The 15,196-nt window shown below is 65.1% G+C and carries 14 protein-coding genes; 6 read left to right on the top strand and 8 right to left on the bottom strand.

Translation table 11 applies throughout. The features are described 5' to 3' along the window. Window positions 1-4 precede the first annotated feature (4 nt). From ACFZCE_RS20915 to ACFZCE_RS20900, 4 genes are all read left to right on the top strand, one after another. Window positions 5-715 (top strand): ATP-binding cassette domain-containing protein, encoded by a 711-nt coding sequence (locus ACFZCE_RS20915; protein ID WP_390942427.1) that lies wholly within the window; start codon window positions 5-7, stop codon window positions 713-715. After that, window positions 715-1,980 (top strand): FtsX-like permease family protein, encoded by a 1,266-nt coding sequence (locus ACFZCE_RS20910; RefSeq protein WP_390942426.1) that lies wholly within the window; start codon window positions 715-717, stop codon window positions 1,978-1,980. Before ACFZCE_RS20915 ends, ACFZCE_RS20910 begins: the two co-directional genes overlap by 1 nt. Continuing rightward, a complete protein-coding gene (locus ACFZCE_RS20905) occupies window positions 1,973-2,491 on the top strand; it encodes a DUF3299 domain-containing protein (protein WP_390942425.1) in 519 nt (172 codons plus the stop codon). Before ACFZCE_RS20910 ends, ACFZCE_RS20905 begins: the two co-directional genes overlap by 8 nt. 90 nt (window positions 2,492-2,581) lie before the next feature. After that, entirely contained in the window at window positions 2,582-3,262 is a 681-nt protein-coding gene (locus ACFZCE_RS20900) for an OmpW family outer membrane protein (protein WP_390942424.1), read from the top strand. 48 nt (window positions 3,263-3,310) lie between these two features. Here the strand turns inward: ACFZCE_RS20900 and ACFZCE_RS20895 are convergent, their stop codons facing one another. Together ACFZCE_RS20895 and ACFZCE_RS20890 are read right to left on the bottom strand one after the other, a co-directional pair. After that, window positions 3,311-4,243, bottom strand: coding sequence for an NAD-dependent epimerase/dehydratase family protein (locus tag ACFZCE_RS20895; protein WP_390942423.1), 933 nt, complete (start codon window positions 4,241-4,243; stop codon window positions 3,311-3,313). Next, window positions 4,236-5,120: a sugar nucleotide-binding protein gene (locus tag ACFZCE_RS20890; protein ID WP_390942422.1), complete on the bottom strand. Its 885-nt coding sequence runs from the start codon at window positions 5,118-5,120 to the stop codon at window positions 4,236-4,238. The genes ACFZCE_RS20895 and ACFZCE_RS20890 overlap by 8 nt, the downstream gene beginning before the upstream one ends. A gap of 176 nt (window positions 5,121-5,296) precedes the next feature. On the opposite strand from ACFZCE_RS20890, the gene ACFZCE_RS20885 reads away from it, so the two are divergent. Beyond that, window positions 5,297-5,950 carry a ribonuclease gene (locus ACFZCE_RS20885; protein ID WP_390942421.1) on the top strand — a complete coding sequence of 218 codons (654 nt, stop codon included), beginning with the start codon at window positions 5,297-5,299 and terminating at the stop codon, window positions 5,948-5,950. Here the strand turns inward: ACFZCE_RS20885 and ACFZCE_RS20880 are convergent, their stop codons facing one another. From ACFZCE_RS20880 to ACFZCE_RS20865, 4 genes are all read right to left on the bottom strand, one after another. After that, window positions 5,951-6,964, bottom strand: a complete 1,014-nt coding sequence (locus ACFZCE_RS20880; RefSeq protein ID WP_390942420.1) for a zinc-binding dehydrogenase — start codon at window positions 6,962-6,964, stop codon at window positions 5,951-5,953. It lies immediately after the preceding gene. A 264-nt stretch (window positions 6,965-7,228) separates the two neighbouring features. Further along, complete coding sequence (locus tag ACFZCE_RS20875) at window positions 7,229-7,531, bottom strand: hypothetical protein (RefSeq protein ID WP_390942512.1); 303 nt, start codon at window positions 7,529-7,531, stop codon at window positions 7,229-7,231. Between the two features lie 477 nt (window positions 7,532-8,008). Further along, window positions 8,009-8,566: a single-stranded DNA-binding protein gene (gene ssb / locus ACFZCE_RS20870; protein WP_390942419.1), complete on the bottom strand. Its 558-nt coding sequence runs from the start codon at window positions 8,564-8,566 to the stop codon at window positions 8,009-8,011. A gap of 9 nt (window positions 8,567-8,575) precedes the next feature. Further along, window positions 8,576-9,970 carry an MFS transporter gene (locus ACFZCE_RS20865; protein ID WP_390942418.1) on the bottom strand — a complete coding sequence of 465 codons (1,395 nt, stop codon included), beginning with the start codon at window positions 9,968-9,970 and terminating at the stop codon, window positions 8,576-8,578. 202 nt (window positions 9,971-10,172) lie between these two features. Here ACFZCE_RS20865 and uvrA point away from each other — a divergent pair, with 202 nt between their 5' ends. Next, a complete protein-coding gene (uvrA, locus tag ACFZCE_RS20860) occupies window positions 10,173-13,007 on the top strand; it encodes an excinuclease ABC subunit UvrA (RefSeq protein ID WP_390942417.1) in 2,835 nt (944 codons plus the stop codon). A 57-nt stretch (window positions 13,008-13,064) separates the two neighbouring features. On the opposite strand, the gene bfr is transcribed toward uvrA, so the two are convergent. Further along, window positions 13,065-13,538 (bottom strand): bacterioferritin, encoded by a 474-nt coding sequence (gene bfr / locus ACFZCE_RS20855; protein ID WP_390942416.1) that lies wholly within the window; start codon window positions 13,536-13,538, stop codon window positions 13,065-13,067. Window positions 13,539-13,696: 158 nt separating this feature from the next. Next, the gene (locus ACFZCE_RS20850) at window positions 13,697-15,145 is read right to left on the bottom strand and encodes a catalase (protein WP_390942415.1); all 1,449 of its coding nucleotides are present in this window, start codon (window positions 15,143-15,145) and stop codon (window positions 13,697-13,699) included. Between the last annotated feature and the right edge of the window lie 51 nt (window positions 15,146-15,196).

The raw sequence follows: 15,196 nt of genomic DNA, 5'->3' as shown, positions 1-15,196 counted from the left end.
CGCCATGCCAAGCACGTTGATCGACCTCTGCCAGGTCGGCTTTGCCTGGCCAGGCCAGGCAGAACTGCTGAATATCCCGCAGTTGCGCCTGGGCGCCGGCGAAAGCCTGTTCCTGCGCGGCCCTAGCGGCAGCGGCAAAACCACACTGCTGGGCCTGCTGGGCGGCGTGCAGTTGCCGCAGCGGGGGCGCATCAGCCTGCTTGGGCAAGACCTCGCCCTGCTGTCTCAAGGGGCGCGGGACCGCTTCCGGGTGGACCACACCGGTTATATTTTCCAGCAGTTCAACCTGCTGCCGTTCTTGTCGGTGCAGCAGAACGTTGAGCTGCCCTGCCGGTTTTCCCGGCTGCGCGCCGAACGGGCCTGCCAGCGCCACGGCAGCGTGGCCCAGGCCGCCGAGACCCTGCTCGGGCACCTCGGGCTCGACGCCCCCAGCCTGCTGCAACGGCGCGCCGGCAGCCTGTCGATCGGCCAGCAGCAGCGCGTGGCCGCGGCCCGCGCGCTGATTGGCCAGCCGGAATTGGTGATCGCCGACGAACCCACCTCGGCGCTCGACGCCGACGCCCGCGAGGCGTTTCTCGGCCTGCTGTTCGAGGAATGCCGCAAAGCCCAGGCCGGGCTATTGTTCGTGAGCCACGACCAAAGCCTGGCGCCGCTGTTCGACCGCAGCGCGTCGCTGGCCGAACTCAACCTGGCCAGCCGCCCGGAGAGCCTCTGATGTATTTGTTCCGCCTGGCCCTGGCGAGCCTCGCCAACCGCCGCTTCACCGCGCTGCTCACGGCGTCGGCGATCGCCCTCTCGGTGTGCCTGCTGCTGGCGGTGGAGCGAGTGCGCACCGAAGCCCGCGCCAGCTTCGCCGCCACCATCAGCGGCACCGACCTGGTGGTCGGCGCGCGCTCTGGCGCGGTGAACCTGTTGCTGTACTCGGTGTTCCGCATCGGCAACGCCACCAACAACATCCGCTGGGGCAGCTACCAGGAGATCGCCGCCGACCCACGGGTGAAGTGGGCGATCCCGCTGTCGCTGGGCGACTCGCACCGTGGCTACCGGGTGCTGGGCACCGACCATAACTATTTCGAGCATTACGAGTACGGCCACCACCAACCCCTGCAACTGGCCCAGGGCCGGCCGTTCGCCAGCGACCCGTTCGAGGTGGTGCTCGGCGCCGAAGTGGCCAAGGCCCTGAACTACAAGCTGGGTGATGCGCTGGTGCTGGCCCATGGCGTGGCCGCCATCAGCCTGGTCAAGCACGATGACAAGCCGTTTACCGTGGTCGGCATCCTGCAACCCACCGGCACCCCGGTCGACCGCACTCTGCACATCAGCCTGGGCGGCATGGAGGCGATCCACATCGACTGGCACAACGGCGTGCCGGCCCGCGGCGCGGCGCGCGTCAGCGCCGAGCAGGCGCGCAACATGGACCTCACCCCGGCGGCGATCACCGCCATGCTGGTGGGCCTGAACAGCAAGGTCACCACCTTCGCCGTGCAGCGGGAAATCAACGACTACCGCGGCGAGCCGCTGATGGCGATCCTCCCGGGGGTGGCGCTGCAAGAGCTGTGGAGCCTGATGAGCACCGCCGAACAGGCCCTGCTGGTGGTCTCCAGCTTCGTGGTACTGACCGGGCTGATCGGCATGCTCACGGCGATCCTCACCGGCCTGAACGAACGCCGCCGGGAAATGGCCATTCTGCGCTCGGTGGGCGCACGGCCTTGGCACATCGCCGGGTTGCTGGTGGCCGAGGCCGCCGCTCTGGCGCTGGCGGGCATCGTTGCCGGGGTGGGCGTGCTGTATGCCGTGATCGCCGCGGCGCAAGGCTATGTGCAAGCGAACTTCGGCATCTACCTGCCACTGGCGGCGCCCAGCGCCTATGAGTGGTCACTGCTGGGGATCACCCTCGCCGCGGCGCTGCTGATGAGCGTGATTCCAGCCTGGAGGGCGTACCGCCAGTCGCTGGCCGATGGGTTGGCCATCCATGTGTAGGCACTGGCTGTTGCTGCTCTGCCTGCTCGCCGGCAGCGCATTGGCCGGCCCGCCGCGGGTGCTTAGCTGGGATGACCTGATCCCCGCCGGCGCGCCGAAAATCGCCCCGCAAATGGCCCCGCTGCACGACCTGTCCACCCTCGGCACCGCGCTGCAGGAAGACGCCCCCGCCGCTCACCAGCAGGCGCCCCACGCGCCGGTGGTCAAGGCCCTGGATGGCCAGCAGGTACGCCTGCCCGGGTACATCGTGCCGCTGGAGGTGAACGAAGAAGGCCGCACCACGGACTTCCTGCTGGTGCCCTACTACGGCGCCTGCATCCACGTGCCACCGCCGCCCTCGAACCAGATCGTGCACGTGACTTCCGAACTGGGAGTGAAGGTGGAAGAGTTGTACCAGCCGTACTGGATCGAAGGCCCGATGCAGGTAAAGGCCAGCAGCAGCGACCTGGCCGAGGCCGGCTACCAGATGAGCGGCGAGCGCATCAGCGTGTACGAACTGCCCGAGCCCTAACCGGGCGGTTCATTGAGCCAGGTCAAGGGGCACACCGGGCGGGGTAAATACCATGGCGCCAGCGATTTCTGTTTTATCACTGGAGCCCCCATGAAAACCGCAATGCTCGGCACCTTGTTCGCCGCCCTGGCACTGGCCGCCTCTCCCGCCGCACAGGCCTACCAAGCCGGTGACTTCATCATCCGCGCCGGCGCCGCCACCGTGGCGCCTAACGAAAGCAGCGGCAACCTGCGCATCGACGGCGCCAAGGTCGCCGGCACCAAGGCCACCCTCGACAGCGACACCCAGCTCGGCCTGGCCTTCGCCTACATGCTCAGCGAGCACGTCGGCATCGAGTTGCTGGCGGCCACGCCGTTCCAGCACACCGTAGGCGTGAAAGGCGCCGGCCTGGACGGCAAGCTGGCCGACGTCAAGCAACTGCCGCCGACCTTGTCGCTGCAGTACTACCCACTGGCGCCCAGCTCGAAGTTCCAGCCCTACGCCGGTATCGGCATCAACTACACGCTGTTTTTCGATGAGGACCTCAGCAGCCAGCGCAAGCAGCAGGGCTTCAGCAACCTCAAGCTGCAAGACTCGTTCGGCCTGGCGGGCCAGCTGGGTTTTGACTACGCGCTCAGCGACCACCTGCTGTTCAACGCCTCGGTCTGGTATGTCGACATCGACACCAAGGGCACGGTAAACGGCCCGACGGCGCTGGGCGTGGGTAAAACCAAGGTCAATGTTGAGGTTGACCCGTGGGTTTACATGGTGGGGCTTGGGTATAAGTTTTAACGGTTGAGGGCCCGTTGCCCGGCACAGCCGGGCGAGGGGCCCGCCGCCCTACCGGCTATTGAGCAAACGCCGCAGGCCCTCCGCCAGCGGCGTTGGCGTTTTCAGGGTATAGGCCTGGCGCAGGCGGTCGTTGTTGGCGCGCGAATGGCGGATGTCTCCGGCCCGCGCGGCCTTGTGGCTCACCGGCGGCAGTTCGCCGACCACGGTGGCCAGGGCGGCCAGCAGGTCATTGAGCGAGGTGGCATGGTTGAGCCCGACATTCACCGCGCCCGCCACCACCTGGGGTTGCTCCAGCGCCTGCAGCAGCAGCTCGACCAAGTCTTCGACGTAGAAGAAATCCCGGGTTTGCTCACCGTCGCCGAACACCTGGATAGGGGTGCCGTTCTGCGCGCGCTCGGCAAAGATGCTGATCACCCCGGAGTACGGCGAGGAAGGGTCTTGCCGCGGCCCGTAGATGTTGAAGAAACGGAAAATCGCCGGTTCCAGGCCATGCTCGCGGGCGTAGAACTCGAAGTAGTACTCGCTGGCGAGTTTGTCTGAGGCGTAAGGGGTCAGCGGCGCCTTGGGGGTGCTTTCGAGCACGGCCACGCCTTCGCCATTGTTGCCGTACACCGCGGCACTGGAGGCGAACACCACGCGCCGCACGCCGGCGTTGCGCATCGCCTCGCACACGTTGAGGCTGCCAATGAAGTTGCTCTGGTGGGTTTTTACCGGGTCGTCGACCGAGGCCTGCACCGAGGCCACCGCGGCCAGGTGCACCACCGCGCTGCACCCCTCGGTGGCGCGGGCGACCAGCGCGGCATCGGCCACATCACCGACGGTCAGCGCCAGCCGAGGGTGGGCCAGGTCGAGGTTTTCCCGCTTGCCGGTAGACAGGTCGTCGAGCACGCGCACCGCGTAGCCCTTGGCCAACAAGGCGGCCGCCAGGTGCGAGCCAATGAAGCCGGCGCCGCCGGTGATCAGTACAGTAGCCTCAGCCATGGCGGAAATAACGCTCCAGTAATGCGGGCAACCCCGCGCGCCAGGCACGCGGCTTGATGCCAAAGGTGTGGAAGATCTTCTTGCAGGCCAGCACCGCGTGCTGCGGCTCTTGCAGGGCGTCGTCGCAGGCGGCATGGGCCTGGGCGGTGGCCTGCTCGGGGTTGACCGCCCGCGCGGCGCCGACCTCGGCGAGGATTGCCTGGCCCAGCGCCAGGGCGGTGGTGGCCTCGTTACCGGCGTAGTGGTAGGTGCCCCACAGCGGCGCGTCACAATCGAGTTGCTTGAGCACCGAGAGGATCACCCGGGCGGCATCGTCGACCGGGGTCGGGTTGCCGCGGCGGTCATCGGCCAAGGGAATGGCCTCGCCCCGTTCGGCGCGGGCCAGAAAGCGCCCGAGAATACCGCCGGCGCTTTCATCGAGCAGCCAACCAAAGCGCAGCAACACGTGCTGCGGGCAAATGGCGCGCACGCTTTGTTCGATGCGCCACAAGGCCTGGCCCCGCTCACCCAGCGGCAGCGGCTCGTCTTTCTCGCTATAGGCCGTCGCGCGGGCGCCGTCGAACACCCGGTAGCTCGACGGCTGTACCAGCGCCACCGAATACTGCTGGCACAACCCGGCCAGGCGCTCGGCGCCGCGCTCCTGGGCTTCGAGGCGTTCGGCGCTGACCGCGCCCGCCTGGAACCAGTCGAAGTAGTAGGCCAGGTTGATCAACGCGGCGGGGCGGGTTTCTTCGAGCAGTTCGGTCAGGCTCGCGGCGTCCCAGCCGGCCTCGGGCGGGCGGGGGGCAAGGAAGCTGATGTCTTCTTCAGCACCCAGGCGGATCAGCGCCTGGCCCAGCGCGCTGCCACCGCCCAGCAACATCAGGCGCATTCGCATAGGGGCAGCAGGTCCTGTCTCGGTAGCATGGGGAACTCGGCATCAATCAAAGCGAAGTATTTTGCGGCTTTCCGGCGCATTCGTCACCCCATGGCCGCGTGCCGCCACGCTCGGGGTGGCGGGCAGGCGGGCCAGGGCGCTATGGTGCGCCATCGCTCACCGCCTGGCCGCCCATCATGCATTGTTTCCAACGCCTTGCCACTGCCGCTTTGCTCTGCCTGCTCGCCAGCACCGCCCACGCCCGCGGGCCGCAAGCCTCGGGCGATGCGCCGGGGGTGTTCGACTTCTATGTGTTGAGCCTGTCGTGGTCACCCAGTTGGTGCCTGGCACACCCGCAAGACACGCAACAATGCAGCGGCAAGGGCTACGGGTTCGTGCTGCACGGGCTGTGGCCGCAATTCGCCAACAATCGCTGGCCGCAGTTTTGCGCGCCGCTCACGCCGCTGAGCGCTGCCGAGCGGGCTAAAGGCATGAGCCTGTTCCCCTCCCCACAGTTGATGGCCCATGAATGGGCAAAACACGGCACCTGCAGCGGCCTGGGCGCCGAGGGTTATCTGCGGGCAACCGACGCCGCGCTGGCGCGGGTGAAGATCCCGCCTGCCCTGGAACCCTCGGCCCGCGCCCAGCGGTTGCCAGCGCGGCAGATCAAAGCGTTGTTCCAGCAGGCCAACCCGGCCCTGCCCGAGGGCGGCATCGCGGTGTATTGCAACCGCAACCAGCTCAGCGAGGTGCGGGTATGCCTGAGCAAAGACCTCAGCCCGATCAGTTGCGGCGCGCCGCTCAAGGGCCAATGCCAGCAGAACGACGTGCTCGTGCCCGGCGTGCGCTGATCACCACTGCAGGCACAGCTTGCCGAAGTGCCCCCCACTGGCCTGGTGGGCAAAAGCCTCCGCCAGTTGCTCGAGCCCGTAGGTGCGGTCGATCACCGGGCGCACGCCGCCCTGCTCCAGGGCCGCGATGTAGTCCTGCTGCTGGCGCCGGCTGCCGACGATCAAGCCTTGCAAGCGCACCTGCTTGGCCATCAGCAGCGCCGTGGGCACTTCACCCTGGCGCCCGGTGAGCACGCCGATCAGCGAGATGTGGCCGCCCACGCGCACCGCCTGCAGCGACTGCGCCAGGGTGCCCGGCCCACCCAGCTCGATCACATGGTCAACGCCACGCCCGCCGGTCAGCGCCAGCACCTGCTCGGCCCACTGCGGCTGGGTGCGGTAGTTCACCGTGGCGTCGGCGCCCAACTGCCGCGCGCGCTCGAGCTTTTCATCCGAAGAAGAGGTGACGATCACCCGCGCGCCCATCAGCTTGCCGATCTGCAACGCGGCGATAGATACCCCGCCGGTGCCCAGGGTGAGAATGGTTTCACCCGCCTTGAGCAGGCCGTCGCCGACCAAGGCGCGCCACGCGGTCAGCCCGGCAGTGGTGATGGTCGCCGCTTCGGCAGCGCTCCAGCCCTTGGGCGCGTGGGTGAAGGCCTGCGCCGAGCGCACCGCGACCTCGCAAGCAAAACCGTCGATGCCGTCGCCCGGGGTGCCGGCGAAATTACCCACGGCGGTAAACGCCGGGCCCGCAGGCCAGTGGGGGAAGAAGGTCGACACCACCGCGTCGCCGGCCTTGAACTCGCTCACGCCCGCGCCCACGGCCTCGACCACCCCGGCGCCATCAGCCATCAACACACGGCCGTTCTCGGCTGGGATGCTGCCGTTGGCCACCAGCAGGTCGTGGTAATTGAGCGAGCTGCCGTGCAGCGCCACGCGAATGTGCCCAGGGCCCGGCTGGCCAGGGTCGGGGAGGTCTTGCAGCTGCAGTTGGTCGAGGCCACCAGGGGCGCGTAGGGTCATGGCTTTCATGGGGGGCTCCATAGGCAGAGAGAACTCCTCAGCTTAGGCTATGTACGAAATCGCTTGAAACTTGGTTATGCGGCGTTGAAAACCGGCTCGGAATGCTCATTGACAACCCGTCAACTCCGCTTCCTCGCCGGTTTTCGCCTTGCCTAACCCGCGTCTCAATCAATTTCGCACACAGCCTAGAAGCCTGGGCCAGCGTGAGTTCGAAAAAAATCCCGGGGGCTTTCGCCACCGGGATTTTCGAGCCACTGCCTGCCGCGCGGGCAATCAGTTTTGCGGGCGTTGCTTGGTGCCGTCGAGCTCGGCCTTCTTGCCAGTGCTGATCTCGGTGATCTTGGCAGACTTGGCGATGGCGAAGTCGAAGGTGTCTTGCATCTTGGCGATGGCGTCGGTCGGGGTGCCGTTCAGGCCACCGTTGGCCGCCCAGTCGAAGTTCCAGGTGCCGGAGTAGCTGTCGGCGCCAGCCACGTCGTGGGTTTCGATGGCGGTGAATACATCCGGGTGGCTTTGCATGTATTGCGCGGCGGCTTTAACGTCTGCCGGTACTTTGCCGGAAGTATCCTTGGCCATGTTGGCCAAGTCTTTACCACTGATTGCACCCTTGCCAGTCTGGCGCATGTAATCGGCGATAATCTTGCTGGATTGAGCGATGTTCAACTTCGCGTCAAAAGCAGAAGTTGAAGGGTTCGGCGTCGAGGTATTGCCGCCAGTTGCTGAAACGGTCGTAGACATTGGCTCGCTTCCCTAGATGAGGTTTAGGACACACCAGTAGGACGATGGCCCACGTCCATGACGGTAGCATGAAGCAAAAGGCCACTGCGAGACGGTTTCACAGCAATTCGCGGGGCGCACGATATTTCACAAGTTTTCACAACAGTGAAGTATGAGGCAGGCAAGTTACAGACTGTTTAAATAACATTAAGTTTCATGGCTTATCGATTGTAAGTGCGGTGGTAGCACTCTCGCAGGGCGCTGACGCCAGGTGTAAAACGCAGCCACAAAAAAGCCCAGCATCGGCTGGGCTTTTTGCATCTTAACGAAACACCCTTAGAACGGGATGTCGTCGTCGAAGCTGTCGAAGTCCGCGGCGGGCTGCGGCGCCGGCTGGGCGGGTTGCTGGCGAGGGGCAGCCTGCTGCGGGCGCGGAGCCTGCTGGCGAGGAGCCTGGCCTTGCGGGCGATCGTAGTTGCCACCACGGTTGCCACCCTGGCCGCCTTCGGCGCCGCCCTGGTTCCAGTCACCGCCGCCCGCCGAGTTCTGCTGGCGGCTGCCGAGCAACTGCATGGTGCCCTGCATGTCGACGATGATTTCGGTGGTGTAGCGCTTGATGCCGTCTTTTTCCCACTCGCGGGTTTGCAGCTTGCCTTCGATGTAGATTTGCGAACCCTTGCGCACGTACTCGCCGGCGATTTCGGCGACGCGGCCGAACAGCGACACGCGGTGCCACTCGGTACGCTCGACCTTCTGCCCGCTCTGCTTGTCGGTCCACTGCTCGCTGGTGGCCAGGCTCAGGTTGGTGACCGCGTTGCCGTTGGGCAGGTAGCGCACTTCAGGATCCTGGCCGGCGGTACCGACCAATATGACTTTGTTAACCCCGCGGGCCATAGTGTTCTCCTAGGCATCACCGGTGTTCGAAGGCGGATTGACCAGCGCTTCGATCGCCGCGCGATCCACTGTTTGTGTGTCGAATTTGATGTAGATGGCGGCCTCGTCGGCCACTACTACGGCATCAGTTACCCCTGGCACGGCCATCAGCCGGTCACCGAGGCTGGCGTCGCGCAGCGCCTGGGCAGGCAGCGGCATACGCAGGCTGGTGACATAGGGTGGTTCACGCATAGTACCAGCAATCGCAACCCACAGGGCCAGCAAAACGGCACAACCTATGAATGTACCGCCCAGGCCACCGTGCTGGAACATCCAGCCGCCGAGGATCCCGCCCAGCGCCGCGCCGAGGAACTGGCTGGTGGAGTACACCCCCATCGCCGTGCCCTTGCCGCCGGCCGGCGAGACCTTGCTGACCAGCGACGGCAGTGAGGCTTCGAGCAGGTTGAACGCGGTGAAAAACACCACGGTGCCGATCACCAGTGCCGCCAGGCTGTAGCCAAAGGCCCAGAAGAACAGCTCGCTGAGCATCAGCACCACGATCGCGCCGACCAACACGCGCTTCATCCGGCGTTTTTTCTCGCCATAGATGATGAACGGCACCATGGCGAAGAACGACACAAACAGCGCCGTGAGGTACACCCACCAGTGCTGCTCCTTGGGCAGCCCGGCCCGCTCGACCAGCGCCAGCGGCAGCGCCACGAAGCTGGACATGAGAATCGCGTGGAGGATGAAGATACCCGCATTGAGCCGCAGCAGCTCGGTATTGCGCAGGGTGGGCCGCAGCGCTTGGCGCGCCACGCCGGATTCACGGTGCATCAGCACACCGCTGCTGCGCGGCACCACGAACGCCACCAGGCCCAGGCCGACCACCGCCAGGCCTGCGGTGGCGAGGAACAACCCGCTCAAGCCAAAGGCACGGGTCAGCAGGGGCCCTACTACCATCGCCACGGCGAACGACACCCCGATGCTCATGCCGATCATGGCCATCGCCTTGGTGCGGTTCTGCTCGCGGGTGAGGTCTGAGAGCAGCGCCATCACCGCGGCGGAGATCGCCCCGGCGCCCTGCAGCACGCGCCCGCCGATCACTCCCCAGATGGAGTCGGCATGGGCCGCCAGCAAGCTGCCGAGGGCGAACACCACCAGCCCGGCGTAGATCACCGGGCGCCGGCCGATGCGGTCGGAGAGCATACCGAAGGGGATCTGCAGCACCGCCTGGGTCAGCCCGTAGGCACCGATGGCCAGGCCGATCAACGCCGGCGAGGCACCCGCCAGGTCCATGCCATAGGTGGCCAGCACCGGCAGCACCATGAACATGCCCAGCATGCGAAACGCAAATACCAGTGCCAAGCTGCCCGCGGCGCGGGTTTCGCCGGCGCTCATGCGTTCTCGCTGAAGATCGTGCATAAATAACCTCGTATGAACCGGCGGCGATTCTACCAGTCCCATCGAGTGTCGGCACAGGCGGCGACGCTTTGCCACATTAAGGGAAATTCACCCTGGGCTGGCCGATGCGCCCTACGCGCGGCGCCGGCTTTTCATACAGCCGTGCAGTGCACCACCCTCCCCCCTTATACTGCTGCGTTTAAGCCCGCCGAGCGAGGCCGTTTTGGACAAGATCCTTATTCGTGGGGCCCGCACCCACAACCTGAAGAACATCGACCTGACCCTGCCGCGCGACAAGCTGATCGTGATCACCGGGCTGTCGGGTTCAGGGAAGTCGTCGCTGGCCTTCGACACGCTCTACGCCGAAGGCCAGCGCCGCTATGTCGAGTCGCTGTCGGCCTACGCCCGGCAGTTTCTGTCGATGATGGAAAAACCCGACGTCGACACCATCGAAGGCTTGTCGCCGGCGATCTCCATCGAGCAGAAATCCACCTCGCACAACCCGCGCTCGACCGTGGGCACCATCACCGAAATCTACGACTACCTGCGCCTGCTCTACGCGCGGGTGGGCACCCCGCGCTGCCCGGACCACGACATCCCGCTGGAGGCGCAAACCGTCAGCCAGATGGTCGACCAAGTGCTGGCGCTGCCCGAGGGCCGCCGGCTGATGCTGCTGGCGCCAGTGATCCGCGAGCGCAAGGGCGAGCACCTGGCGGTGTTCGAAGAACTCCGCGCCCAGGGTTTCGTGCGTGCCCGGGTCGACGGCCGCCTGCATGAGCTCGACGAACTGCCCAAGCTCGACAAACAGAAAAAACATACCATCGAGGTGGTGGTCGACCGCTTCAAGGTGCGCGAAGACCTGCAACAGCGCTTGGCGGAATCCTTCGAAACCGCCTTGAACCTGGCCGACGGTATCGCCCTGGTCGCGCCCATGGACGGCGATGAAGGCGAAGAGATGATTTTCTCCGCGCGCTTCGCCTGCCCAATCTGCGGGCATTCGATCAGCGAGCTGGAGCCCAAGCTGTTCTCCTTCAACAACCCCGCCGGTGCCTGCCCTACCTGCGACGGCCTGGGCGTGAAGCAGTTCTTCGATGCCAAGCGGCTGGTCAATGGCGAACTCACCCTCGCCGAGGGTGCCATCCGCGGCTGGGACCGGCGCAACGTGTACTACTTCCAGATGCTCGGCTCGCTTGCCGGGCATTTCGGCTTCAGCCTCGAGCACCCGTTCAACGCGTTGGGCGCCGACGAGCAAAAGCTGCTGCTGTACGGCACCGGCAACAAGAACGTCGACTTCAAGTACCTCAATGACCGCGGCGACATCGTCAAGCGCTCGCACCCGTTCGAGGGCATCATCCCGAACCTGGAGCGCCGTTACCGCGAGACCGAGTCGGCCACCGTGCGCGAAGAACTGGCCAAATTCCTCAGCACCCAGCCCTGCCCCGACTGCCGCGGCACCCGCCTGCGCCGCGAGGCGCGCCACGTGTGGGTGGGCGACAAGAACCTGCCGGCGGTCAGCGGCATGCCGATCGGCGAAGCCTTCGCCTACTTTGGCGGGCTGGCGCTGACCGGCCGCAAGGGCGAGATCGCCGACAAGATCCTCAAGGAAATCCGCGAGCGCCTGCAGTTCCTGGTCAACGTCGGCCTCGACTACCTGACCCTGGACCGCAGCGCCGACACGTTGTCTGGCGGTGAAGCCCAGCGCATCCGCTTGGCCAGCCAGATCGGCGCCGGCCTGGTGGGGGTGATGTACATCCTCGATGAGCCGTCCATTGGCCTGCACCAGCGCGACAACGACCGCCTGCTGGCGACCCTGAACCACCTGCGCGACATCGGCAATACGGTGATCGTGGTCGAGCACGACGAAGACGCCATTCGCCTGGCCGACTACGTGGTCGACATCGGCCCCGGCGCCGGCGTGCACGGTGGTGAAATCGTCGCCCAGGGCAGCCCGGCCGACGTGATGGCCCACCCGGATTCGGAAACCGGCAAGTACCTCTCCGGGCGCAAGAAGATCGTGGTCCCGGCCAAGCGCACCCCGCGCAACAAGAAGCTCAACGTGACCATCAAGGGCGCACGCGGCAACAACCTGCAAAAGGTCGACCTGGAAATCCCCGTGGGGCTGCTCACCTGCGTGACGGGTGTGTCCGGCTCGGGCAAGTCGACGCTGATCAACAACACCCTGTTCCCGCTCAGCTCCACGGCGCTGAACGGCGCCACCACGCTCGAGGCGGCGCCCCACGACAGCATCAATGGGCTGCAACACCTGGATAAAGTCGTAGACATCGACCAAAGCCCGATCGGCCGCACGCCGCGCTCCAACCCGGCCACCTACACCGGCCTGTTCACCCCCATCCGCGAACTCTTCGCCGGCGTGCCAGAGGCCCGCGCGCGCGGCTACGGCCCGGGGCGCTTTTCGTTCAACGTCAAGGGCGGGCGCTGCGAAGCGTGCCAGGGCGACGGCCTGATCAAGGTCGAGATGCACTTTTTGCCAGACATCTACGTGCCCTGCGACGTGTGCAAGAGCAAGCGCTACAACCGCGAAACCCTGGAGATCCGCTACAAGGGCAAGAGCATCGACGAAGTGCTCGACATGACCATCGAAGACGCCCGCGGCTTCTTCGACGCGGTGCCAGCGCTGGCGCGCAAGCTGCAAACCCTGATGGACGTGGGGCTGTCTTACATCAAGCTGGGCCAATCGGCGACCACGTTGTCTGGGGGCGAAGCGCAGCGGGTGAAGCTCTCGCGCGAGCTGTCCAAGCGCGATACTGGCAAAACCCTGTACATCCTCGACGAACCGACCACCGGGCTGCACTTCGCAGACATCCAGCAGCTGCTCGATGTGCTGCACCGCCTGCGCGACCACGGCAACACCGTGGTGGTGATCGAACACAATCTGGATGTGATCAAGACCGCCGACTGGCTGGTGGACCTCGGCCCCGAGGGCGGTTCCAAGGGTGGCCAGATCATCGCCTATGGCACGCCGGAAGAAGTGGCGAAGATGCCCCAGTCTTACACCGGCAAGTACCTGGCGCCGCTGCTGGAACGCGACCGGGCCTGAGCCCAGGCAGCAGGCATGAAAAAGCCGCTCGAATGAGCGGCTTTTTTTTATCGCGCCTTACAGGCCCTGGGCTTGGGACTGCAGGTAGTTTTGCAGGCCGATGGCCTTGATCAAACCCAGCTGTTTTTCGAGCCAGTAGGTGTGATCTTCTTCAGTGTCGTTCAACTGCACGCGGAGGATTTCGCGGGTGACATAGTCATTGTGGCGCTCGCACAACTCGATGCCCTTGCGCAGGGCATCACGCACTTTGTACTCCAGGCGCAGGTCGCTCTCGAGCATGGTCGGCACGCTGGTGCCTACGTCGAGATCGTCTGGGCGCATGCGCGGGGTGCCTTCGAGCATCAGGATGCGGCGCATCAGTGCATCCGCGTGTTGCGCCTCTTCTTCCATTTCGTGGTTGATCCGCTCGTACAGGTGGGTAAAGCCCCAATCCTCGTACATGCGCGAATGGATGAAGTACTGGTCGCGGGCCGCGAGCTCGCCGGTCAGCAGCGTATTGAGGTAATCGATGACGTCTGGATGACCTTGCATGGCGGCCAACTCTCCTGGGATTGCTAAAGCACTATTGTGAACCATCCCCCGCCCGAGGTCACGGCCGCATTGGGCAAAAATGGCTGAAATTCGCCGAAATGCAGGGCTTAGAAGCGAAAAACCGCCCAATTGCGGGCGGTTATGTTTCTCGTTACGACTTACCCGAGCGTTACCCCCAAGGCTTTGGCCACGCCTTCGCCGTAGGCAGGGTCTGCCTGGAAGAAGTGCTGCAACTGGCGTTGAACCACTTCGCTGCTCACGCCGGCCATGGCCCCGGCGATGTTGTTGATCAGCAGCTCGCGTTGGGCGTCGCTCATCAGCCGGAACAGCGCGCCGGCGTGGCTGAAGTAGTCTTTGTCATCACGCTGGTTCCAGCGGTCGGCGGCACCACTGAGGGCCAACGGCGGCTCGGCATAGCGAGGGGCCTGCTTGGGCGCGTAGCTGTAGCTGTTGGGCTCGTAGTTAGGGGCCGCGCCGCCGTTGCTGCCAAACGCCATGGCGCCGTCACGCTGGTAGGTGTTGGCGGCATTGCGTGGGGCATTGACCGGCAACTGCTGGTGGTTGGTGCCCACCCGGTAGCGGTGTGCATCGGCGTAGGCGAACACACGGCCTTGCAACATCTTGTCGGGCGACAGGCCGACACCAGGCACCATGTTGCTGGGCGCGAAGGCGGCCTGCTCAACCTGGGCGAAGTAGTTGTCGGGGTTGCGGTTCAGTTCCAGCTCGCCCACCTCGATCAGCGGGTATTCCTGTTGCGACCAGGTTTTAGTCACGTCAAAGGGGTTCTCGTGGTGGGCCTGGGCTTGGGCCTCGCTCATGATCTGCACGCACACCCGCCATTTCGGGAAGTCCTGGCGCTCGATCGCCGAGAACAGGTCACGCTGGGCGTAATCCGGGTCGGTACCGGCCAAGCGCGCGGCGTCTGCAGGCGCGAGGTTCTTGATGCCTTGCTGGGTCTTGAAGTGCCACTTCACCCAGTGGCGCTCACCCTTGGCGCTGATCAAGCTATAGGTGTGGCTGCCAAAGCCGTGCATAAAGCGGTAGCCGTCAGGGATGCCGCGGTCAGAGAACAAAATGGTGACCTGGTGGGTGGCTTCTGGCGAATGAGACCAGAAGTCCCACATCATCTGCGCGCTTTTCAGGTTGGTTTGCGGGTGGCGCTTTTGCGTGTGGATAAAATCGGGAAACTTCAGCGGGTCGCGGATAAAGAACACCGGGGTGTTGTTGCCGACGATGTCCCAGTTGCCTTCCTCGGTGTAGAACTTCACCGCAAAGCCACGGGGGTCGCGCTCGGTGTCGGCCGAGCCGCGTTCACCGCCAACAGTGGAAAAGCGCAGCAACACGTCGGTTTGCTTGCCCACTTCGCTGAACAGCGCCGCGCTGCTGTAACCGGTGATGTCTTGGGTGACGGTAAAGGTACCGAATGCCGCGGAACCCTTGGCGTGGACACGGCGCTCCGGGATGTTCTCGCGGTTGAAGTGGGCGAGCTTTTCGATCAGGTGGAAGTCATCGAGAAGCAGGGGGCCGCGGGGGCCGGCGGAACGGGAGTTCTGGTTGTCTGCAACGGGGGCGCCGCTGGCGGTGGTCAATACCTTGTCCTGGCTCATGCACTATCTTCCTCTGTCAGGTGAATGCCGTTCGGCTATGGCTGCCGTTTA

It is taken from the genome of Pseudomonas sp. NPDC007930, assembly GCF_042958985.1.
GTDB lineage: Bacteria > Pseudomonadota > Gammaproteobacteria > Pseudomonadales > Pseudomonadaceae > Aquipseudomonas.
The sequence above is the reverse complement of the archived record's forward strand: the minus strand, read 5'-3'. Positions and strand labels throughout refer to the sequence as shown.